The 19,925-nt window shown below is 70.3% G+C and carries 18 protein-coding genes; 10 read left to right on the top strand and 8 right to left on the bottom strand.

Annotated elements, in window-relative coordinates; genetic code table 11:
* Positions 1–58 precede the first annotated feature (58 nt).
* The 5 genes from G6O69_RS11235 to G6O69_RS11215 all read right to left on the bottom strand — a co-directional run bounded on the left by G6O69_RS11235 (position 59) and on the right by G6O69_RS11215 (position 7,465).
* The gene (locus tag G6O69_RS11235) at positions 59–754 is read right to left on the bottom strand and encodes a toll/interleukin-1 receptor domain-containing protein (RefSeq protein WP_172303511.1); all 696 of its coding nucleotides are present in this window, start codon (positions 752–754) and stop codon (positions 59–61) included.
* A 406-nt stretch (positions 755–1,160) separates the two neighbouring features.
* Positions 1,161–2,054, bottom strand: coding sequence for an STAS domain-containing protein (locus G6O69_RS11230; protein WP_217909805.1), 894 nt, complete (start codon positions 2,052–2,054; stop codon positions 1,161–1,163).
* On the bottom strand, positions 2,054–2,572 hold the full coding sequence (locus G6O69_RS11225; protein ID WP_172303509.1) for a hypothetical protein: 519 nt from the start codon (positions 2,570–2,572) through the stop codon (positions 2,054–2,056). The genes G6O69_RS11230 and G6O69_RS11225 overlap by 1 nt, the downstream gene beginning before the upstream one ends.
* 232 nt (positions 2,573–2,804) lie before the next feature.
* Positions 2,805–5,792 (bottom strand): serine/threonine-protein kinase, encoded by a 2,988-nt coding sequence (locus G6O69_RS11220; protein ID WP_172303508.1) that lies wholly within the window; start codon positions 5,790–5,792, stop codon positions 2,805–2,807.
* Positions 5,793–5,884: 92 nt separating this feature from the next.
* Positions 5,885–7,465 (bottom strand): protein kinase, encoded by a 1,581-nt coding sequence (locus G6O69_RS11215; protein WP_172303507.1) that lies wholly within the window; start codon positions 7,463–7,465, stop codon positions 5,885–5,887.
* A 58-nt stretch (positions 7,466–7,523) separates the two neighbouring features.
* On the opposite strand from G6O69_RS11215, the gene G6O69_RS11210 reads away from it, so the two are divergent.
* The 4 genes from G6O69_RS11210 to G6O69_RS11195 all read left to right on the top strand — a co-directional run bounded on the left by G6O69_RS11210 (position 7,524) and on the right by G6O69_RS11195 (position 12,643).
* Positions 7,524–8,480, top strand: a complete 957-nt coding sequence (locus tag G6O69_RS11210) for a hypothetical protein (RefSeq protein WP_172303506.1) — start codon at positions 7,524–7,526, stop codon at positions 8,478–8,480.
* Positions 8,477–10,135, top strand: a complete 1,659-nt coding sequence (locus G6O69_RS11205) for an FG-GAP repeat protein (protein ID WP_172303505.1) — start codon at positions 8,477–8,479, stop codon at positions 10,133–10,135. Before G6O69_RS11210 ends, G6O69_RS11205 begins: the two co-directional genes overlap by 4 nt.
* A 48-nt stretch (positions 10,136–10,183) precedes the next feature.
* Positions 10,184–11,578 (top strand): asparagine--tRNA ligase, encoded by a 1,395-nt coding sequence (asnS, locus tag G6O69_RS11200; protein ID WP_172303504.1) that lies wholly within the window; start codon positions 10,184–10,186, stop codon positions 11,576–11,578.
* A 303-nt stretch (positions 11,579–11,881) separates the two neighbouring features.
* Entirely contained in the window at positions 11,882–12,643 is a 762-nt protein-coding gene (locus G6O69_RS11195) for an alpha/beta fold hydrolase (protein WP_172303503.1), read from the top strand.
* 48 nt (positions 12,644–12,691) lie between these two features.
* Here the strand turns inward: G6O69_RS11195 and G6O69_RS11190 are convergent, their stop codons facing one another.
* Positions 12,692–13,696 (bottom strand): HD domain-containing protein, encoded by a 1,005-nt coding sequence (locus tag G6O69_RS11190; protein WP_172303502.1) that lies wholly within the window; start codon positions 13,694–13,696, stop codon positions 12,692–12,694.
* Positions 13,697–13,773: 77 nt separating this feature from the next.
* On the opposite strand from G6O69_RS11190, the gene G6O69_RS11185 reads away from it, so the two are divergent.
* Positions 13,774–14,517, top strand: a complete 744-nt coding sequence (locus G6O69_RS11185; RefSeq protein WP_172303501.1) for a hypothetical protein — start codon at positions 13,774–13,776, stop codon at positions 14,515–14,517.
* Here G6O69_RS11185 and G6O69_RS11180 read toward each other — a convergent pair.
* Positions 14,503–14,787 (bottom strand): glutaredoxin domain-containing protein, encoded by a 285-nt coding sequence (locus G6O69_RS11180; protein ID WP_172303500.1) that lies wholly within the window; start codon positions 14,785–14,787, stop codon positions 14,503–14,505. The genes G6O69_RS11185 and G6O69_RS11180 overlap by 15 nt on opposite strands.
* Before the next feature lie 104 nt (positions 14,788–14,891).
* Here G6O69_RS11180 and G6O69_RS11175 point away from each other — a divergent pair, with 104 nt between their 5' ends.
* From G6O69_RS11175 to G6O69_RS11155, 5 genes are all read left to right on the top strand, one after another.
* Positions 14,892–15,161 (top strand): hypothetical protein, encoded by a 270-nt coding sequence (locus tag G6O69_RS11175; RefSeq protein WP_172303499.1) that lies wholly within the window; start codon positions 14,892–14,894, stop codon positions 15,159–15,161.
* A gap of 100 nt (positions 15,162–15,261) precedes the next feature.
* Complete coding sequence (locus tag G6O69_RS11170) at positions 15,262–16,050, top strand: hypothetical protein (protein ID WP_172303498.1); 789 nt, start codon at positions 15,262–15,264, stop codon at positions 16,048–16,050.
* A 52-nt stretch (positions 16,051–16,102) separates the two neighbouring features.
* Positions 16,103–16,489 (top strand): MAPEG family protein, encoded by a 387-nt coding sequence (locus G6O69_RS11165; RefSeq protein ID WP_172303497.1) that lies wholly within the window; start codon positions 16,103–16,105, stop codon positions 16,487–16,489.
* A gap of 40 nt (positions 16,490–16,529) precedes the next feature.
* Positions 16,530–18,116 carry a hypothetical protein gene (locus G6O69_RS11160; protein ID WP_172303496.1) on the top strand — a complete coding sequence of 529 codons (1,587 nt, stop codon included), beginning with the start codon at positions 16,530–16,532 and terminating at the stop codon, positions 18,114–18,116.
* Between the two features lie 21 nt (positions 18,117–18,137).
* Positions 18,138–18,551 (top strand): biopolymer transporter ExbD, encoded by a 414-nt coding sequence (locus tag G6O69_RS11155; RefSeq protein WP_172303495.1) that lies wholly within the window; start codon positions 18,138–18,140, stop codon positions 18,549–18,551.
* A gap of 160 nt (positions 18,552–18,711) precedes the next feature.
* Here G6O69_RS11155 and G6O69_RS11150 read toward each other — a convergent pair whose 3' ends face one another.
* A complete protein-coding gene (locus G6O69_RS11150; RefSeq protein WP_172303494.1) occupies positions 18,712–19,839 on the bottom strand; it encodes a hypothetical protein in 1,128 nt (375 codons plus the stop codon).
* Between the last annotated feature and the right edge of the window lie 86 nt (positions 19,840–19,925).

The following is a 19,925-nucleotide window of genomic DNA, read 5'->3' as shown; positions in this document are numbered from 1 at the left end:
ACCCCATTTTCCTTCGGCTTGGCGGGGCCAAGCCGACGATCTTCGGAGTCTCGCTCAGCTATGGCGTCACAGCACTGTTGAGATCTGACGCCCGCAGTCGACTCTGGATTTGTTGTGCAGCCTCAAGAAGGCGCCGCTGGGGCGGGGGTCGGGGCATATCGAACGAGAGCTTGCGCAACAACATCGGAAACTTCCTTCGTAGCGTACGGATCTGCGCCTCCAAACCGACAAAGAGGGGCAACACGAAGACCTCACCGTGCTCGAGCTCAAGCACGGTCGCGGCCTCCATCTCGTGCAGAGGCCACGGCTTCTTGGCGAACGAATCCGAGACCACAACCACGACGATTTTACTGGTCGAGAGGCCTCGGTCGATGTTTCGAATGAGCCCGTCACCCCATTTGATGTCCTGCTTGTCATACCAGCACGAGAGCCCCAGTTTTTTACACTCCCTGTTCAAGGGCTCGACCACGTCGCTCTTGTCCTCCGAGGCGTGACAAAAGAACACGTCCCGCGGTTTCTCGGAGACGAACTGCGAGCGGAATTTTGCATTGGGCTGCGGGGCGGAGAATCCCCGCGCAAATTTCAAATACCAGCGATCGTCGTGTCCGCGCACGTGGCCGATGTACTCGATGTGTCCGCGCAAGATCGTCGGGAAGTCGGGGCTCCCCCCTGGGCGTCGGTCTTCGTCGGGGTTCTCGTTACGATACTTCTGAAGTGCGATATTGGGTCCGTCCACACGCAGCGAGTGCAACATCGCGCGAACTCGATATAGATACTTGCGATCCACATTGGGGAAGCGGTTGACGGTCAACCCTGTAACGACTTGGCGGGTGTCGTAGTCAGAGAATGAGCAAGCGACACAAGCTCTTCGGTCCAAACAGAGGCTACATCACCCTGCTGGCCTCCTAAAAATGACCTCAACAAGACCGAGGCGGAGACACCCACCGACAAAGACGCGCACAAAAGGGCCAGCAGGGGACCCTCGGGCCGAGTTTAGCGTACGCACCCCACCCTCGACGCTCATCCCTCCACCAAAGAAGCCAATCGCCCCACGCAAACACCTCCGCAGTCAGCGATCTGTCTGAGGCCCGAGGGTCCCCTGCTGGCCCGTGCGCGTGCCTGCCGGTCACCGACTCCCTCCTAAAAAGACCAACAACCCCTCACATCTTCGAGATCTTCAACCGCTGAGAAAGCAACGCCTGCGCGAGCCCGTCCTGCAGCGTCCCCAAGGTCGTGATCCCCGACAAATCCACATCGAGATCGAGGATCGCCAACGCGTGCTGAGGCGACAACCCCACGAAGAACACCTCCGCCCCGAGCATCCGCGACGAGCGAGCCAGGCGAGCCACCATGTCCGCAGACTCGACGTCGAAGAGCGGCACCCCCGACAGATCGATGATCACCGAGCGCGCCCGCATGCGGACGATCTCATCGAGGAGCTTCTCCGTCAGCAGCTGCGCACGGAATTGATCGAAGGCCCCGATCAGCGGGACCACGAGGATCCCGCTGACCACCGGCACGATCGGCGTCGAGGCCTGGCGAAAACGCTCGAGCAGCTCCGTCTTCTCGGCCAGGGCGATCCCCAGCTCCTCGAGCTGCGACTCGAAGCGCTCCAGGTCGCGGCTGGCCGAGGCCGCCTGGAGCTGCTGATCCCGGCGGACCATGAAGTGGATGCAGCAGGTCGACAGATGGTTGAAAAACCAGTCCTCGACCGCGAGCAGCGACTCGATCTGCGCGTCCGGGTCGGCGCTCGCGCTCGCGCCCGCGATGACCGCGTCGCGGACCTGCTCGCGCAGCGAGGTGCTGAAAAAGCGCAGGTCCGCGAAGTTCAGCCCATCACCCATGAGCCCGTCGAGCATCGCGATCACGCAGGTCCGCGTCTGTCCGCGCGAGCCCGCCTCGAGATCCTGCTCGAAGGCCGCGAGGGTGTCCTCGACGAGGCCACGGCAACGCGCGGCCCCGGCCTTCATGAACGCGCTCGCGCGCCTGCCGGACAGCCTTTCGCTGAGCTGCGCCGCGATCGTCTCGCGGCGCTGTGCGTCGAGGACCGCCATCACCAGCTGACGCGATAGAGGCAGGTCGGCGCGCCGTCGTCTTTGCAGCCCTCGTTGCCGTGCTCGATCAGCGGCGTGATCCCGTAGCGCGCGCACGCGCCTTGGATGATCCCGACGTTGAAGGAGCAGGGTCCGCGGGCCGAGTTGTCGATCAGCGCGGTGCACTCGTCTTCGAACTCGCAGGTGATCTCGCCGACGTCGGGGCCGCGCGCGTTGAGGGCGAACCAGTAGCCGAGGCCGGAGAGCAGCGCGTGGATGTTGTCGATCTCTGGTGGGTAGATCGCCGCCTCGATCATGCTGCGACCGACCTCGGTGAGCGCGGCTTTCCCGAGCAAGGTCTCGATCTTGTAGAAGAAGGAAACTGCCCAGTCGTAGTCGTACCAAGCCTCGGGATCGATGTTGTCGACGCCAGCGTCGGCGAGCAGCTTGTCGATGGTCGCCTGCGACTCGGACAAGGCGACGATGAAAGAGCGCAACGCGGCGCCGCTGTACTCGCTTTTACTGCTCGGCTCGCTCACGCATCCAGGATAGTCACGGGCACCGGGCTTCGTCGAGACGAGAACAGCCCGTGCTCGGCAGCGCCCACCAACGACCACCGAGTCTCACTGACCCACCAACATGGGTCAGGGTAGGAGACGTGATCGCGCTCGCTTTCGCGACCGAGCTGGGATCACCCCTTCGAGCGTCTGGCTGGGAGTCGGGGTCGAGCAAAGCGCGCCCAAAACACGCGAGACTCGCGCAGGAGCGGCTTCAGTGGTGCTCCATCCGCACGAGCATGCCCGGGTGCTCGGCCATCCACGTCGCGAGCACCGGCGAGACCTCGCGCCCGTCTTCGGCGAAGGCCGCGAGGGCGTCGGCCAGGAGCGCGCTCGCGACGGTGCGGTCATTCGTGTGGTTGCGGATCCAAAGCGCGATCGCCAGCTCGGCGCGCGTCGTCGCGACCTCCACCGCCGGCATCTCCTGGCGCTCGGACACGCGCAGGGTCTGCTCGAGCATCTCGACGGCCTCGTTCGCCCGGCCAAGGCGAGCCTTGCTCGCGGCCAGGCTCGTGGTCGCGTTGAGGGTGTAGCCGTGCTCGGGGCCGTAGAGCCGCAAGAAGATCTCGTGCATGTGCGCGAAGCGGTGGTTCGCGCCCTTCCAGTCCTGGGCCCGGGCGTCCAGCTCACCGAGGCCGTTGAGCAGCATCGCCTGCAGGCTCTCGTCGGAATCTTCTCCGCGGGCAGCCAGGCGCGCGAGGCCGAGTTCGAATTGCTCGCGCGCGTCCTCGTCACGGCCGAGGTGCATCAGCGTCGACGCGTAGTTGAGCTGCATCGTGACACTGCTGCCGTGCAGCGGGCCGAGCTCGGCCTCGGCGATGGCCAGGGCCCGGCGGTGATGGGGCAGCGACTCCTCGAGGCGATCCGCGGCGAGCAACAAGGCGGCGAGGTTGCCCTCGGCCTTGCCGACCTCGACGTTGTCGTCGCCAAAGAGATCGCGGTAGAGCTCGAGGGCGGCAGCAGAGAGCTCGACCGCGCGCTCGAGGTCTCCGCTGCGATAGGCCACCTGGGCCTCGAAGTTGCCGAGCCTGGCGAGGGCGACGTGACGATCGAGGCGCTCGCCGAGGGCGTGGGCCTGCTCGGCCCAGCGCCTCGCCGCGTCGAAGTCCCCGAGGTGCACGCCGACGACGCGGACCATGACGGCGAGGGCGTCGACGGCGAGGGCGTCGTCGTTGCTGGCCAGGCCGGCCAGGTAGGCCTGGTAGAGCGCCTCGTGGGCCAACTCGTAGTCGTGCTCGGCGTCGGCGAGGCGGCCCTCGAGCAGCTGCGCCCGGGCCGTGAGCGGGTCGTGCCCGAGGGCGAGGATCCCGGGCAGGGACGGCTCGAGCAGGGCGCGGGCGGCCTCGAAGGCGCTCTCGCGGTAGAGGGCGTCGACGCGATCGAGGCGCCGCGCGGAGCTGGCCACGGCGTTGGCGATGGCCGGCGGCGGCGGCTCGAAGCGCGCCGCCAGCTGCTCGAGGTCGCTACAGTCGCCGACCGCAGGCAGCCCGGCCGCGGCCGTCACCAGGTTCTGGATCCGGGTCGCGTCGACGGGCGTGAAGGCCCCGAGCTGGGCCTCGAGGGCGCCGAGGCGACGCGCGAGGCACTGGCTGCGGCGCTGGTAGAGATCCGCCAGCCCCGGATCCTTGGTGTGCTCGTGGCAGTTGCCGACCAGCGCCTCGCTCAGCTGCCGGGCGTAGATGTCGAAGGTCGCGACCACGCGCTTGGCCGTATCCGCTGCCCCGGGGACCTCGGTGGCGACGATCTGCTCCTCGAGGTCGAGGCGGCGCTGCGGCGACCACGTCTCGACGACGGCGGCGTCGGCCCTGGCGCAGGCGTCGGGCGGCTGCTCCCGCTCGCCCACGCCCGCGCCAAAGAGCACGGCCGCGACGGCGACCACGGCCGCGCTCGCGCCCACGATCAGCGTCGAGCGGCGCCGCGTCGCGGCCGGCGGCTCGAGGGCGAGGAGCAGCTCGTCCATGGACGCGAAGCGATCCTCGCGCTGGATCGACAGGCCGCGCTCGATCACCTCGAGCACCCGCTTGGGCACGCCGACCTCCGGCGGGCTGATCCGCGCGCCGCGGCAGACCTGCTCGGCGACCTGGCGGGCCTTGGTGCCCGGGAAGGGGCGAGAGCCATAGAGCGCCTCGAACAGGCCCACGCAAAAGGAGAACTGATCCGTGAGGTGATCGACGACGCCGCCCGTGAACTGCTCCGGGGCCATGTAGGCCGGCGTCCCGTACCAGCGCGACTTGGGCAGCAGCGCGAAGGAGCCCGTGGGCTCGGCGCTCTTCAGCGCGCTCTCGGAGCGCGAGCGCCTCGAGCCCCGCGATCCTCGTGAGCCCAGTGAGCTCCTCGAGCCCCTCGAGCCCCTCGAGCTCCCCCCTGAGCTCCGCAGACCCCTCGAGTTCCTCGACCCGCGCGAGCCCTGCGAGCCCTTCGAGTCGCTCGCGGACCCGCCTTCGTCCGCGCCCTCGTCCTCAGCCTCGAGCCCCGGGCGCTGTCGGCTGCCGCTGCCGGTCTCGACCAGGGCCACCGGGTTGCCGTCGAGGGTCTCGGGCTCGGCGTGGCTCGAGTCCGCCGAGCCCTCGCCTCGCCCGGACGCCCCGGACTCTCCGGAGTCCCCGGCGAGGTCGCTGGCGAGCTCGCCGGCCGAGCGCGCGAGGCCAAAGTCCGTGACCTTGACCCGACCGTCCGCGCCGACCAGCACGTTGTCGGGCTTGAAGTCGCGGTGGACCAGCTTCTTGGCGTGCGCAGCCGCGAGCCCGCGCCCGGCCTCGACGAAGACCGCGACGATCTCCTCCCAGCCGCGCGCGCGGGCCTGCCACCACTCGCGCAGCGTGCCGCCCTCGACGTACTCCATGGCGATGAAGAGCCGGGCGGGCTCCCCCTCGTCCGCGTCGAGCGTGCCCACGTCGTGGACGGCCACCACGTTGGGGTGGGCGAGCTTGGCCATGGCCTGGGCCTCGCGGATCAACGACTTCGCTCCGCGAGAGGACCGGCGCCGCAGCAGCTTGACGGCGACCCGGCGATCGAGCTCGGGGTCGTAGGCGGAGTAGACCTCGCCCATGGCCCCGGTCCCGAGCTCCTCGAGGACGACGTAGCGGCCGATGCATTGACCGAGGCCGAGATGCGCGCGAGCGCCCTCGCTCTCTCGCGGCTCGACGATGACCGCGGTCGCCATCGCGTCGCCCGGCGACCGACTCGAGAGCTCATCTGCCACGGGAGCAGTCTACTTGAGGACCACCCAAAACGCAGTTTGGGCGCTCGCGTACGGCGATCCCCGCAGGCTCCCGGCGCTGGCGTCGCCGGCCGTCAACGCGCGTTGGCGGTCAAGGGGAGCGCGATCGTGTAGCGCCGCAGCCCCGAGCGGCTGGCGGGAAAACGTTGGCCGCGGATCGCTCGCTCTGCGCAGTTTCCAAGCTGAGATCCCCCCAGGGAGGACAAGGTCTTGGCTCTGGTGACCTTCCCGTCGGGCGCCACGTCGATCTCGACCCGCGCCCAGTCGTCGAAGCCTCCTCCGCAGGCGCGCGAGCGCTTGCCCGCGGCCGCCAAGGTCGAGCGCATGTCTCGCTCGCGCAGCTGCTCGGGCACCGCTGCGCGTGCCCGCGTGCGTCCCCGAGGTAGGGGCTCGGCCTCGTCCTCCGAGCCTGGCCTATCGCTGGCCGCCACCGCAGTCTTTGCTGCCGTCTCCGTGGCGCTGTCGACCGAGCCCGAGACCCGCGCGTTCGGTGCGTGGGCCGCGGGGTAGAGCGCCTCTCCCTCGAGCTCGGCGTCGACCTCCAGCGCAGCTTGCGAGCCGTCGATCAGCTCGCCGTAGGCGCGCTCGCGCAGGAACAAGACCCCCGCGCAAACGAGGCCCAGGCCGAAGACCGCGGCCCCAACGCGGAGCCTGGCGCGGCGCCCCCTCGCCCGGGTGCGCGCGAGGTCTGCGGGCAGCTTCTCGATCTGCGCGATGAACTCGTCCGCGCTCGCGTAGCGCTGCTGCGGGTCCTTGCTCAGCGCGCGCGCGATCAGGGCCTCGACCCGCGGATCCACGGGCTGGTCCGGCGCAACCTCGGCCATCTTTGGCGGGTCCTCGGTGAGCAGCCTGGCGAGGACCGCCGTGGGCGTGCGCCCGTCGAAGGGCCGCACGCCCGTGAGCAGCTCGTAGGCCAGCACGCCGACCGAGTAGAGGTCGCTGGCGACCCCCACCTGCTCGCCGCGGGCCTGCTCCGGCGACATGTACTGGACCGTGCCGAGCACCACCCCGGTGCGCGTGATCGCGTCGTCGGCGAGGCGGCTGTCGATCGACTTGGCCAGGCCGAAGTCGAGGACCTTGATGAAGTCGCGGTTGCCTCGACGCAGCAGCCGGAAGCAATTTTGTGGTTTGACGTCGCGGTGGATCACGCCCTGGGCGTGGGCGTGCGCGAGGGCCGAGAGGATCTGCAGCAGCATCGGCCGCGCCCGCGACCACGCCAGCGGCCCCTCGCGGCGGATCGTCGCGCCGAGGTCCTCGCCGTCGAGGCACTCCATCACGAAGTAGGGCAGGCTCTCGTCGTGCATGCCCGAGGCGAAGATCTCGACGATGTTCTCGTGCTCGAGCATCGAGATCATCCTGGCCTCCCGGGCCAGGCGATCGGCGTGCTCCGAGCCGCGCCCGGGCAGCGACGCGCGGTAGATCTTCACGGCGAAGCGCCGCTTGCTCTCGAGGTCCGTGGCCAGATAGACCGAGCCCATGCCGCCGCTGCCGAGCTGGCTGACCAGGCGATAGCGGCCTGCGATCAGCGCTCCGCACAGCTCCTCCGCGGGCGGCTCGGGCTGCTCGTCGCGCTCGGGGTTCGGCAGCGCCCCGGGGCCGAAGGCCTCGGTGGCCGCGAAGCCGATCCTCTCCGAAGGCTGTCCCCCCGACACCATGGCGGGCCCAACTATAGCGAAGATTGCCGCCCACGCGGCGCTTGCGTATGATCCACGCGTGGTTTGGCCTCCCGCCCGTGGTCGTTGGCGATCGCCCATTCACACGGCAGGGCTGTCGCTGACGCTGCCAATCCTCCCCCTGGCCCCTCCCCTCGACGACCCTCGACCCCTCGAGCTCGCGGCGCCACAGGCGGCTGACCTCGAGGCCGCGCGAGCCCTCTCCGACGCTGGCCAGCGCGCCTTCGAACTCGGGCACTACGACGAGGCGATCGCGCGCTGGGAGCACGCTTACATGCTCCTGCCCGCCGACGAGGCCGCGCTGCTCGAGGCCACGCTGCTCTACAAGATCACCCTGGCACACCAGCAGGCCTACACCCTCGACGGCGATCGCCGTCACCTCGAGCTCGCGCTGCGCCTGCTCGATCGCTATCGGACGCACGTCCGCGCCGACGACGAGGAGTCGCTGGCCGACAGCGACGAGCGACGCGCGACCCTCCTGCGCCTGCTCGAGGAGCAGGACGCCGCCGAGCAGGACGCCGCCGAGCAGGACGCCGCCGAGCAGGACGCCGCCTGCGAGCCCGCCACCGCAGCCAGCGAAGCCGCGGACCAGGGCGACCAACCCGACGCCCTCGCGCACGCCCCCGGCGAGCCTCCGCCGCCACGGCTCGACGCCGAAGCCCAGGCCAGGCGACGCTACCGCCTCGAGGTCTCCCTGGGCGCGAGCGCCACGGCCCTGGGCGCAGCCGCGACCTGGGGCTTGGCCCTGACCTCGGCCCTGGGCGCCGACATCAACCGCCAGATGAGCCTGACCTCCGACTACGAGACCCTCGCCTCCCTCGACCGCCGCGGCCGGACCTACAACCGCACGGCCGTGGCCTCCGGCGTGCTCGCGGGGGCCCTGCTGGCCACCGGCGTCGCGCTGCTGGTCGACGCCCGCCGTCACCGGCCGGCCCCCCTCGCCAAGCAGGCGCCCACGCTCGGCCTCGGGCCCGGCGCGCTGGAGGTACGATTTTGAAGCCCCGGGTCAGCGCGCTGCTCGGCGCCCTCGCGGCCTGCGGGGGCTGCTACGACACCGACGCCTTCCCCCCGGACGACCAGGCCCCGCCCTGCGGCTTCGCGGACCCGCAGCTCGAGCTGGAGGTCGAGGGCCCGGGACGCTTTCGCCTGCGCTGGACGGCCGACCCGAGCGGCGAGGTCGGCCACGAGCAGCTGATCGCCCACGGCCCCGCGGGCGCAGCCGTGCTCGCCCTCGACCCCGCGCTGCCCGGCGAGCACACCCTCGCCGCGCCGCTGCACTTTGGCCGCGAGCTCGGCTACGAGCTGCGCCAGTGCGAGGACCAGGCCTGCGCCTGCGTCGACACCCACCTGGTCGCGCCGACGGCCGCCCAGCTGCGCGCGGCCATCGACACCCTCGCGCCCGCCGATCTCGAGGCCGACAACACCTTCGGGACCGCCCTCAGCCTCGACCGCGACGCCTCCCACCTGGCCGTGGGCGCGCCCTTCATGAACGCCGATGGCGAGGGCGTCGGCCTCGGCAGCGTGCGCGTCTACGCCTGGGACGCGCAGCTGCTCGGCTACCAGCCCGAGGCCCTCCCGCTCCCCGACAACCTGAGCAGCGAGCGGCGCTACGGCTTCTCCGTGGCCATGGACGCGGCGGCCGAGGTCATGCTCGTCGGGGCCCCCGGCGGCGCGGGGATCGAGGGCCGGGCCTACCTCTTCGTCCGCGACGCGGACCAGGCGTGGACGCTGAACGACGCGAGCGGGCTGAGCGACGAGGACACCAGCGGGCGCTTCGGCCTCGACGTGGCCGTGAGCGCCGACGGCGACACGATCGCCGTGGGGGCCCCGCGCGCCGGCGAGGCCGGCGAGGTCGCGGTCTATTTTCGCGACACCTCGCTCGCCTGGAAGGCCCTGCCCAGCGTGGAGCTGCCCGCAGCGCTCGCCAGCGGCGACGGCTTCGGCAGCGCGCTGGCCCTCGACGCGAGCGGGCGGCGGCTGGCGATCGCGGCCCCGCGCCAGGACGCCCTCGCCGAGGACGGCGGCGCCGTCTATCTCTACGAGCGCGACGCGAGCGGTCAGTGGCAGCGCGAGCTCGAGGTCGGCCTCGACTCGGCCATGGCCGACGATCGCTTCGGCTCCGACCTCGCCCTCGACGGCGCCGGAGATCTCCTGGTCGCCTCGGCCCCCGGTCGTGGCGCGCTCTTGCTGTGCTGCCAGCGCGAGTCCGCCTGGACCTGCGAGCAGCGCGAGCTCCCGCGCCCCGAGGGGCTCGGCGAAGACGACGAGCTCGGCTCGGCCATCGCCCTCAGCCAGGACGGCCAGGTCCTCGCCGTGGCCGCGCGCAAGGACGACAGCGCCCTCGCCGGCCTCGACCCCATCGAGGCCCTCGCCGCGCCCGGCGAGCCCGAGGCCCTCGCCGACGCGGCTGCCGACGCCGGGGCCGTGCACGTCTACCCGCGCCTGGATCGGGTCGGCCCCGCGTGCGGCTTTGCGAGCCCCGCAGGCGAGCTGCGCGGCCACTACGTCAAGGCCCCCGCGCCCGCGGCCTACGATCAATTCGGCCGCGCCCTGGCCGTGAGCGAGGCCGGCGAGAGCCTGGCAGTCGGCGCCTACAAGCGCGACGGCGCGGGCGAGGCCCAGGCCAACCAGGGCGCCGCCTACGTCTACTAGGAGCCCGGCCTCCCTTGCTCGCGCTCGTCGACTCGCTACTCTTCGCCCGTGCAAACGAAGCGGAGCAAGATCGTCGACCTCCTCCAGGCCGAGCCCCCGCTCGCCGAGGTCCGCGTCAAGGGCTGGGTGCGGACCATCCGCGTGGGCAAGCAGGTCACCTTCATCGAGCTCAACGACGGCTCCTGCATGGGCAACCTCCAGGTCATCGTCGCCCCCGAGACCCCGGACTACGAGGCGATCACCCACACGACCACCGGCTCCGCCCTCGAGGTCGTCGGTGAGCTCGTGGCCTCGCCGGCCAAGGGTCAGCGCGTCGAGCTCAAGGCCGCCACGGTAGCGATCATCGGCCTCGCGGACCCCAGCTTCCCGCTGCAAAAGAAGCGCCACGGGTTCGAGTTCCTGCGCGAGCAGGCCCACCTGCGCGCGCGCACAAACACCTTCGGCGCGGTCTTCCGCGTGCGCAGCGTGCTCGCCCAGGCGATCCACGAGTTCTTCGCCCAGCGCGGCTTCGTCTACGTCCACACCCCGATCATCACGGCCAGCGACACCGAGGGCGCCGGCGAGATGTTCCGGGTCACCACCCTCGACGTCGGCGCCCCGCCGCGGACCGAGGCGGGCGCCGTCGACGACAACCAGGACTTCTTCGCCAAGCCCACCTACCTCACCGTCTCCGGCCAGCTCAACGCCGAGACCTTCGCCATGGGCCTGTCGGACGTCTACACCTTCGGCCCCACCTTCCGCGCCGAGAACTCCAACACCAGCCGCCACGTGGCCGAGTTTTGGATGATCGAGCCCGAGATGGCGTGGGCGGATCTCGACGACGACTGCGAGCTCGCCGAGGCCTTCGTCAAGCACCTGCTGCGCGCCGCCCTCGAGCGCGCCGGCGAGGACCTGAGCTTCTTCGACAAGCGCATCGACAAGGGGCTGATCGCCCGGCTCGAGCAGGTCGCCGCGGCCGACTTCGCGCGCATCACCTACACCGAGGCCGTCGAGCTGCTGCAAAAGTCCGGGCAGAAATTCGAGTACCCCGTCGCGTGGGGCAAGAACCTCCAGGCCGAGCACGAGCGCTACATCACCGAGACCGCCATCGGCCGCCCGACCTTCGTCGTCGACTACCCCAAGGAGATCAAGGCCTTCTACATGCGCCGCAACGACGACCAGAAGACCGTCGCGGCCATGGACCTGCTCGTGCCCAAGATCGGCGAGCTGATCGGCGGCTCGCAACGCGAAGAACGCCTCGACGTGCTCGAGCAGATCATCGCCGAGGACCCCGGCCTGAGCGCCGAGGACTACTGGTGGTATCTCGACACCCGCCGCTTCGGCACCGCCCCCCACGCGGGCTTCGGCCTCGGCTTCGAGCGCCTGGTCATGTACGCCACCGGCATGGAAAACATCCGCGACGTGCTGCCTTTTCCGCGCACGCCTCGGCACTGCGAGTTTTGAACCTACCTCGCGGGTAAAAGCACACACTCCGCGCGCCCAAAACCCGGGCGCGCGTCGCGGATCGCCGGCTGTGCGCGATCGGGACGCAGCGCAGTCGCTTTCACTGATCCCGGCACTGAGTTCCAAAACATCGCAGTTTCACCGCCTATCATGGCCAAAGGACCGCGAAACTAGGTTCACAGCGCGCCAGGCACCATTAGATGTCGATCGAAATTCCCCACGTCCATGCCGCGTGTGTAGACTTCGATCCGAATGGGCTTGGCTGACCAGCTCAAAAACCGCGTTCGAGGCGCCGTCGACACGGTGACTCACAGCTTCGACTACAGTCGACACCTGGTCCGCGGCAATCGCTTCAGCGTCGATATGTCGTGGACGCGGCCCGGCACGCCACCGGTCGTATTGGTCCATGGCTTCATGGGCACCCGAGGGACGATGCTCCCCCTCACTCACCGCTTTCAGGCCGACGGCCGGGTGGTGTTCAGCTACGCCTACGGCAAGTTCAACTTCGCCTCGCTGCGGCGCTCGGCCGAGGACCTCGCCGGGCAGCTCGAGGCGATCTGCGAGAAGCTCGAGGTCCCGCGGGTCGACTTGGTCGGCTTCAGCATGGGCGGGCTGATCAGCCTCTACACCCTCAAGTTGCTCGGGGGTCACCGCTACGTCCGCAACCTCGTGATGATGGGCTCGCCCCTGCGCGGCACCTGGGTCGGCCTCGCCGGCGTCGCTACCCTGGGCGCGATCAGCCCCTCGGTCTGGCAGGTCCTCCCCGGCTCGCCCTTCCTCGAGGACCTGCTGACCTCGCCGGTGCCCGAGGGCGTGCGCATGCGTCAGATCCACGCGGCCTCGGACGCCTTTTGTCCTCCGCCCGGCCCGATCCCCGGCGTCGCCGCGCGCGACTACATCATGCTCCCTGGCGGCCACTCCTCGCTCGTCGTGGCCGAGCACTTCTACGAGGCCTGCCGCGAGTTCCTCGACGACACCGCGGACATCGACGAGCTCGAGTACAGCTTCGAGCCGATCTCGCGGCCGAGCGCCTACAGCCTCGACGACCAGGACGCGGCCGAGTAGTTCGGGCGCAACCTCGCCGAAGCCCTGAGCTGCTCGGCTCTGCCCTGCTCAACCCTGTCCGACCAGGCCCAGGTCTCGGCTGCGCTCGACGTAGTAACTCGGCTCCCGCCCAGCCTCGAGCTCGCCCGCCTCGCACAGCGCCTCGAGCCGCCGACGCAGGCGCCCGAGCACCGGCCCAGGCGAGAGGCCGAGCTCGGCGATCAGCACGTGGCCCAGCCCCGAGGGCAGCGGATCCACCTGGGCGTCGGCCTCGATCAGCGCCTGCACGCGTCGGCTCAGGGTGCTGATCCGCAGCAGGCAACGCTTGCGCTGGCCGGGACGCTTGCTGGTGATGTCGGCCCGAGACAGGTCGAGGAGATCTCGCAGGCCCTCGCCGGCCTGGGTGTAGAAGCGGCGCAGAGCGGCGTCGGTCCACGAGTCTTCGTACTGGCCGGGGCGCAGGTGCATGCGGATCAGCACGGCCACGCGCTGGCGCAGCGCCGGCGGGAAGCCCAGGCGCGCCGCCGGGCCGTGGATGAACATGCGCTCGCCGACCTCGGCGTGGCCATGAAAGCTGACCCGACCGTCGTCGAGGAAGCAGCGCGTGGGGACCTTGCCGATGTCGTGGAGCACCGCGGCCCAGCGCACCGCCGGGCGAGGGACCGACTGCCAGACCACCGTCTTGGTGTGCTCCCAGACGTCCTTGTGTCGGCGCTGGCTCTCCTGGGAGAAGTTCACCGTGGCCTCGAGCTCGGGCAGCAGCTGCGCGAGCAGGCCGAGCTCGTGGAGCGCCTGCAGGGCCAGGTGCGGATGGCGGGCACACAGCGCCTCGGTCAGCCGCGCGTGGAGCTGCGCCGGGGGACAGTCGAGGATGCGCGGGGCACGGGCCGCGACGCGCTCGACCTGCGCGGGCGAGGGCAACTCGGCCTGGCGGCCGGCTGCGATCACCGGCGCCAGCAGGTCCTCGAGCTCGCTGTTCTCCCTGTCCACCCCGCCCTTCATCCCCGCGTCCGCCAAGCGATAGCACGAGCCAGCGCTCCCTGCCCGCGCGCCCGACACTGGACTGACGCGCATGTCGACGATCCCGGCGTACGCGCGCCTTCAAAACGCTCACGGTCGACCCCTCGCCCGTGCTAGGCTCGACGAGCGCGATGTCGCGGTCACCGCAGCTCGGTTACAACCACAACATCCCTCACCGGGGCCGGCTGTATCACGTTCAGACCGAGGACTCGGGGGTCAAGAAGGCCCATATCTTCACGCACGTCTTCTACGACGGCACGATCATCTCCTCCAACAAGGTCACCTACGACCCGGAGGGCGTCGCCGCAGAAGATCTGGATCAGCACATCGTGGGGCTCATGCAGGAGTCCCACAAGGGCATGATCCGCCAGCTGCGGCGAGGCGAGTTCGACGAGAAGATCATCAAATACATCGGCGAGCACCCCGAGGCGGCCAAGAGCGCCGACGGTGCTGCGCCGGCGGCTCCCGCAGCCAAGGTCGCCGTCGCCCCTGCCAGCGAAGAAGACGAGGACAAGCGACCCGAGCGGCGCCCGGCGCCGGAGCCCCGCGAGGTCGAGCGCCAAGGTCCCCCCCTCGCCACCGGTCACCCCGGGCCGACGGTGGATCCCTCGCTCACCCACCCCGCGTTCAGCTCGCGCGAGGCTCAGGCCCAGGTCGCCGCGAGCGCGTCGGGCAAGGGACCCAAGCGGCCCAGCCGTGGACCCAGCCGCGTGCGTCGCCGGGCCATCGGTGGCATCGGAGGTCGGGGCGTCGCCGCCGACCAGGCTCAAAAAGCCAAGATCGCCGAGCGCCGCGACATCATCGTCGGCAAGTTCGCCAGCGAGCACCAGGCTCAGCTCGACGAAGAGATCCTCTCGCTGCTACGCGAGGAGTGAGGCCAGCCGCCCCGAGCGGTCCATGGCCTCGAGCTCGGTGAAGCCGCCGATGCTCTTCCCCTCGATGAAGATCTGCGGGACGGTGTGCTGGCCCGAGGCCTTGCGCAGCCACGCGCGGGCCTGGGTGTTCCCGGTGACATCGACGCTCTCGAAGCGGATCTCCCTCGAGGTCAGCAGGCTCTTGGCCATGTTGCAGTAGGGGCACCAGGGCGTCAGATAGACAACCACTTTGCTGGACAGCGCGTCGGGGAGCGGGAAGGAGTCGCCCATCACCTCTGGAGCTAGCGCCGATGGCCCCCGCTGGCAAGCCGTGCCCGCTCCCACCCTGGCCAAGCGGCGCAGAGCGCTCTACGATCGCAGCCAGCGAGGGACCCATGGCTGAAAACGAGCTGATCAACAAAGGACTGACCGAGCTGCGTGCTCTGGGCGCGGAGATCGAGAAGGTGGTCAAGACCGCCAGCGACGAGGCCAAGGAGGGCTGGCAGAAGCTCCAGCCCCACCTCCAGCAGGCCGAGAAGATGGCCGCCACCAAGGCCAACGAGATCGCCCAAGAGGTGGGCGAGTCCACCGGCGAGTTCATCAGCGACGTGCGCGGTCGCCTCGAGGCCCTGCGCGCGCGCATTCGCGACGAAAAGAAGGGCTGAGCGCTGGCCGTCGAGAGCGACACCTTCACCGAGGCCGCGGGCGGCCTTGGGCGGCGGAGCTACTGCGCGCGCCGGCCCAGGCATGGGGGGCAGGTCCGCCATGGCAGCTGAGCCCATCGGCCTGCGCGGCGACGGTCCCCTCGCCCGGGCGATCGTCGAGGCCTGGCTGACCGGCGGCTCGACGAGCGCCCTCGCCTGGAGCATCGACCCCCAGGCCGCCAGCTTGTCGACCGCCCTGCGGCGGTGGTCACAGACCCACGGCGCCCGGCTCCAGGGCGAGGCCATCCGCTTTGGCGACGGCCGCCGCGTCGAGCTGGGCGAGGGCAGCGACGCCGCCCCCGAGCGGCGCACGATCGACGCTCGCGGCTGGCGACCCAGCGTCGGCCGCAAGCGCATCGACCCCGCGCCGGCCCTCGCCGCCGCCCCGGTCCTCGAGCGCCTGCTCGCCGGCCCCGGCCTGCGCTGGGTCCACGTCGACGCCCTGCTCGGCGCCCGCGAAGGCCACCCCAATTTCGGCTCCGTGCTCGCCAGCGCCGAAGTCATCGAGCCCGGCGAGGGCCTCAGCGCCGCCATCGCCCGCCGCCTCCCCGGCCTCGCCGGCAAGCTCAGCGCCGGCGCCACCCATGGCCCCCAGCACGGCGAGAGCCTGATGATCTGCGCCATGCTGGCGCCGGGCGCCAGCCTCGAGGGCGTCCGCGACCTGCTCGTCGACAGCGCCCGCCCGCCCGTCGAGGCCGCCCCGGGCGCCCGCTCCGACGAGGCCCTGGGCCGCGCCGCCGTGCTCGTCGACACCAGCGCCATCCAGGGCGTGGGCCCGCTGATCCGCGTGCTCGCCCACTACGACCCCGCGCCCCTGCTGGCCGCCGCGACCTGGGAGGCCCTGACATGAGCTCGCTTCTTTCGTGCCTCCTCGTCGCATTCCCCTCCTCGGAGGCCCCGACATGAGCACACCTTTTTTGTGCCTCCTCGTCGCCTTCGTGTGGGCCTGGCTGATCCGCATCCCGGTCTTCGTGGCGATCCGCCGCGCCGGCGAAGAGATCGACAACGAGCTCCCTTTGCGGCAGCTGGCCAAGCTCGAGGGCTTCGGCGCCCGAGCCGTGGCGGCGCACCAGGCCGCGCTACAAAACTTCGCCCCCTTCGCCGCCGCCGTGATCACCTCGCAGCTCTTCGAGGGCGACCCTCGGCGCGCGAGCGTGCTGGCGATCGGCTTCGTCGTCGCGCAGGTGCTGCATACGCTGACCTATCTCGCCAACGTCGACTACCTGCGCAGCTTCGTGTGGTTGGTCGGGTTCTTGAGCGTGGTCGGGCTGTTCTTGCTCGCGTTGTGAGCCGTGGCGGCCAGCAAAATCCCCTGCTACCGTCCCGTCGATGCGGCGACTCCTCCGAAGCGGCCGATCCGGCACCTTGCTCCTGGCCGGCCTCCTCGCGCTCACGGCCTGCCCCAAGACCACTGACGGCGAGGCCAAGGGACCCTCCAAGTCTCGAAAGGAGCGCCAGGCCGCGGCCGTGCAGCTCCCGGATCCCCTCGAGCTCCCGGCTCAGCCCGACGCCGCCTCGTGGATCGCCCAGCCCAAGCGCGCCCTCGACCTGCTCACGCCCTACGTCCCCGGCCCCGTCGAGCCCGCGGGCCTGGTTCAGCTGGCCCTGGGCACCGTGACCACGGCCCAGCTCGCCGAGCAGCTCGCGCCCACCGTCGACCCCGCGGGCGCCTTCGGCAACGTGGTCCTGGCCGAGGAAGAGGTCATCCGCCTGTCCGTGCGCTCGGACCAGGCCGAGGCGCTGGCGGCGAGCTTGGCCGGCCTCGAGCCCGTCGGCGAGTTCGGGGCCGTGCGCCTGCCCAGCGCAGATCCATCCGAGGGCGCGCGCGAGTGGCTGGCGTGGATCGACGCCGACGACGAGGGCGCCCTGGTCCTCGCCAACAGCCTCCCGGGGCTGGTCACCGGCCGCCACCTCCAGGCCGCCTACGGCGAGCGGCCGCTCTTCTTCACCCTCGACCCGCGCAGCCTGGGCACGATCCCCGTGGAGCTGCCCTTCTCGCGCGTCGAGGGCCGCGGCGACTTCAGCGAGGTCGTCGTCAGCGTCCAGGCCATCGACGGCCAGGACCTCCTCGCCGGCATCCCGATCGCCGCCGGCACCTTCGGCGGCCTGCTCGAGGGCGAGGGCATCGTCGCCGGTGCCAGCTCGCGCTACGCCGACTACCAGGCCGCCGTCCGCGAGGTCATCTCGCAGGTCAACGGCCAGGTCGCCCAGCTGCCCTTCCTGGTTCGGGGCGTCGGCGAGGGCCTGGCCGCCAAGCTCAACACGGCCCTGCGCACCTGGGACGGCCGCACCCTCGTCGCCCTCGGCCCCGCCGGCCACCTGCGCGTGGCCTACGGCGCCTCCGACGTGACCAAGAGCCGCGTCGCCGCGATCCGCCTGCTCCAGGCCGTCGTCGACAACGTCTCGACCGCGCGCAACTTCATGTCGCAGCTGCCCAAGCTCACCTTCCGCCGACGCGTGGCCAAGGGCGACGGACAGGACATCGAGATGCTGGTGATCCATGGCGCCTCGAGCATGCTCCAGCCCGAGCTGCGCCCCCTGGTCGACGACCAGGGCCGGCTCAACGTCGCCATGGCCTGGTCCGAGCGCGCCGGCGGCGGGCTGATCGTCGTCGGCCCTCGCGCGGACAGCGAGCTCGCCACCTGGCTCGACCAGACCAGCAAATCCCCCAGCGGCGAGCAGACCCAGGCCGACCTCGTCGCCGCCAGCTTCGCCGCCGCCCCCGAGCAGCTCATCCCCCTGCTCGGCATGACCGAGGTCGACCAGTCCGCGATCCTCAGCGCCCTCATCGCGCTCGAGGCCACCGGCCCCCGCTGGCAGGCCCGCGCCCGCGCCCTCGACGAGCCCGGACGCTACGAGCTGGTCCTCAACCCCCCGCCCAGCGCCCCTCCACGCGCCAACTTGAAGTCCAAGTAGCCCAGAGGCTATGGTCGGGGCGTGAACGACGACGACCTGCAGACCGACACGGTCGCGGACATCAACGTCACGCCGATGATCGACGTGCTCATGAGCCTGTTGATCATCTTCTTGGTCGCCGCCAAGCCGCCGGCCAAGCACAAGCAGCCCATCGCGATCCCCAAGGATCCCGTCGCCCAAAACGAAAACGACCCCGACGCCACCTTGCTGATCAAGGTCGACGCTCAGGGCCAGGTCACCGTGGGCAAGACCGCCGTACAAGGCGAGCACGAGGCCATCGTCGAGGCGCTGAAGGCCAGCGAGAAGGCCCAGTCCGACGGGCGCGTCGCCGTGAAGGCCGACGAGAAGGTCAAGTACGGGACCGTGATCGACGTGATGGCCGCCGCCCGCGAAGCAGGGATCGAGCACGTCGGGATCGCTAGCGAGCGGCTCTAGATCTGGCGCTCGCCCATCAGGCGCGCTGAATCGACATGCATCGATTCAGCGCGTTTGCTCAATTATGATCATACGCCCAGGCCCATGGCTGACTCGTGCTCGATTACTGCAACGTACAAGCGATAGGTGGCTGGATCCAGACACCCTCCGCGGGGGTCCATTACAGATCCGGCCGCAGCCGGATCCCAATGTTCAAGGTCAGCACAGTATCCAGCTTCGCCCGCTCCGCCCCCGTGACCTGCTGCGCAAACGCGATGCTCGCGTCCACCCCGACCCCGCCGAGCTGCGCCGGCCGGATGAAGCCCAAGCCCGCGCTCACGTAGCCACGATCATCCTCGGCCCCGCGCCCGCGTCGGTCCCACCAGCCGCCCACGCGGATCGGCACCGGCCCGGCCACGAACTCGCCGCCGGCGTTGACGGTGATCCGCGTCCAGTGGTCCTGCGACTCCCAGTAGCTGGTGAAGTCGTAGGTCGCGTCGAGGTTGAGGCTGAAGTTGGGCGTGCCCAGGGGGAAGATCGCCAGGCCGTGGCCGAGGCTGCGCGGGTAGTCGGAGAGCTCCCGAATGTTGCTGGTGTTGTAGTTGGGCTCCTCGGCGACCTCGACACCGTCGAGCTCCACCTCTTCTCCGTCCATGCGCGCGGGGTCGAGGGGCTGGACGAGGTTGTAGCCAACCACGCCGATGCGCGCGAAGTTGAGGATGTTGAGGCCGATGGAGGCGTCGAGGCCAAAGCCGTTGTGCTTGGTCCGGTAGTCACGCGCGACGCCCTCGTCGTCGAGGTAGCGCATGCTGACGTACTGCCACTGCGGCTTGATGCCAATGTAGAGCCAGTTGGGGATCGCGGTGACGCTGAGCACACCGGAGATCTCGTGGCCGAAATGCTCGATCTCGAGGGTGCTGCGGTCGCCCTCGATGTCGTCGTAGAGCAGGTGCGGCGTGCCGCGCATGAAGATGTAGCCCAGGGCGAGGGCGAAGCGCGGGGTGTTGAGCGAGTCCGCGATGAACACGCCCAGGCCGTGGGTGCGCGTCTGCAGATCGTACTGGTACATCCCCTCGATGGAGAACTGCTGGTAATAGCTCAGACCGGCGGGGTTGATCAGCGCGGCCTGGGTGCCGCCAGAGGAGCCGCGCGTGGCACCGCCCATGGCGATGTTGCGTGGACCTTGGACGCCTGGACTCGCCTGGGCGTCACCTTCGAGAGCGCCAAGCGCGGCCAGGCCGAGGCCCAGGCTCAGGCCAACAGTGGCCAGCTTGGCGGAGGCGCGGTGAGAACAGGCGTACAGACGCATAGTTGGGCGCCAGCATACGGGCGCTGTGGATCCGCGCAAAAAAACCCCGAGGCCGAGGGCCTGGAACCCCAAGTCACTCCAGGAGC

The sequence above is a fragment of the Pseudenhygromyxa sp. WMMC2535 genome (assembly GCF_011083025.2).
Note: the sequence above shows the minus strand (reverse complement) of the source record. Positions and strands in the feature narration are given on the sequence as shown.

Bases quoted from the DNA above. Each gene is read 5' to 3' on its own strand.
- G6O69_RS11160 (WP_172303496.1), top strand. From the start codon at position 16,530: ATGCGGCGACTCCTCCGAAGCGGCCGATCCGGCACCTTGCTCCTGGCC.
- G6O69_RS11185 (WP_172303501.1), top strand. From the start codon at position 13,774: ATGTCGCGGTCACCGCAGCTCGGTTACAACCACAACATCCCTCACCGG.
- G6O69_RS11180 (WP_172303500.1), bottom strand. From the start codon at position 14,787: ATGGGCGACTCCTTCCCGCTCCCCGACGCGCTGTCCAGCAAAGTGGTT.
- G6O69_RS11230 (WP_217909805.1), bottom strand. From the start codon at position 2,054: ATGGCGGTCCTCGACGCACAGCGCCGCGAGACGATCGCGGCGCAGCTC.
- G6O69_RS11165 (WP_172303497.1), top strand. From the start codon at position 16,103: ATGAGCACACCTTTTTTGTGCCTCCTCGTCGCCTTCGTGTGGGCCTGG.
- G6O69_RS11215 (WP_172303507.1), bottom strand. From the start codon at position 7,465: ATGGTGTCGGGGGGACAGCCTTCGGAGAGGATCGGCTTCGCGGCCACC.
- G6O69_RS11235 (WP_172303511.1), bottom strand. From the start codon at position 754: ATGTTGCACTCGCTGCGTGTGGACGGACCCAATATCGCACTTCAGAAG.
- G6O69_RS11170 (WP_172303498.1), top strand. From the start codon at position 15,262: ATGGCAGCTGAGCCCATCGGCCTGCGCGGCGACGGTCCCCTCGCCCGG.
- G6O69_RS11150 (WP_172303494.1), bottom strand. From the start codon at position 19,839: ATGCGTCTGTACGCCTGTTCTCACCGCGCCTCCGCCAAGCTGGCCACT.
- G6O69_RS11175 (WP_172303499.1), top strand. From the start codon at position 14,892: ATGGCTGAAAACGAGCTGATCAACAAAGGACTGACCGAGCTGCGTGCT.
- G6O69_RS11190 (WP_172303502.1), bottom strand. From the start codon at position 13,696: ATGCGCGTCAGTCCAGTGTCGGGCGCGCGGGCAGGGAGCGCTGGCTCG.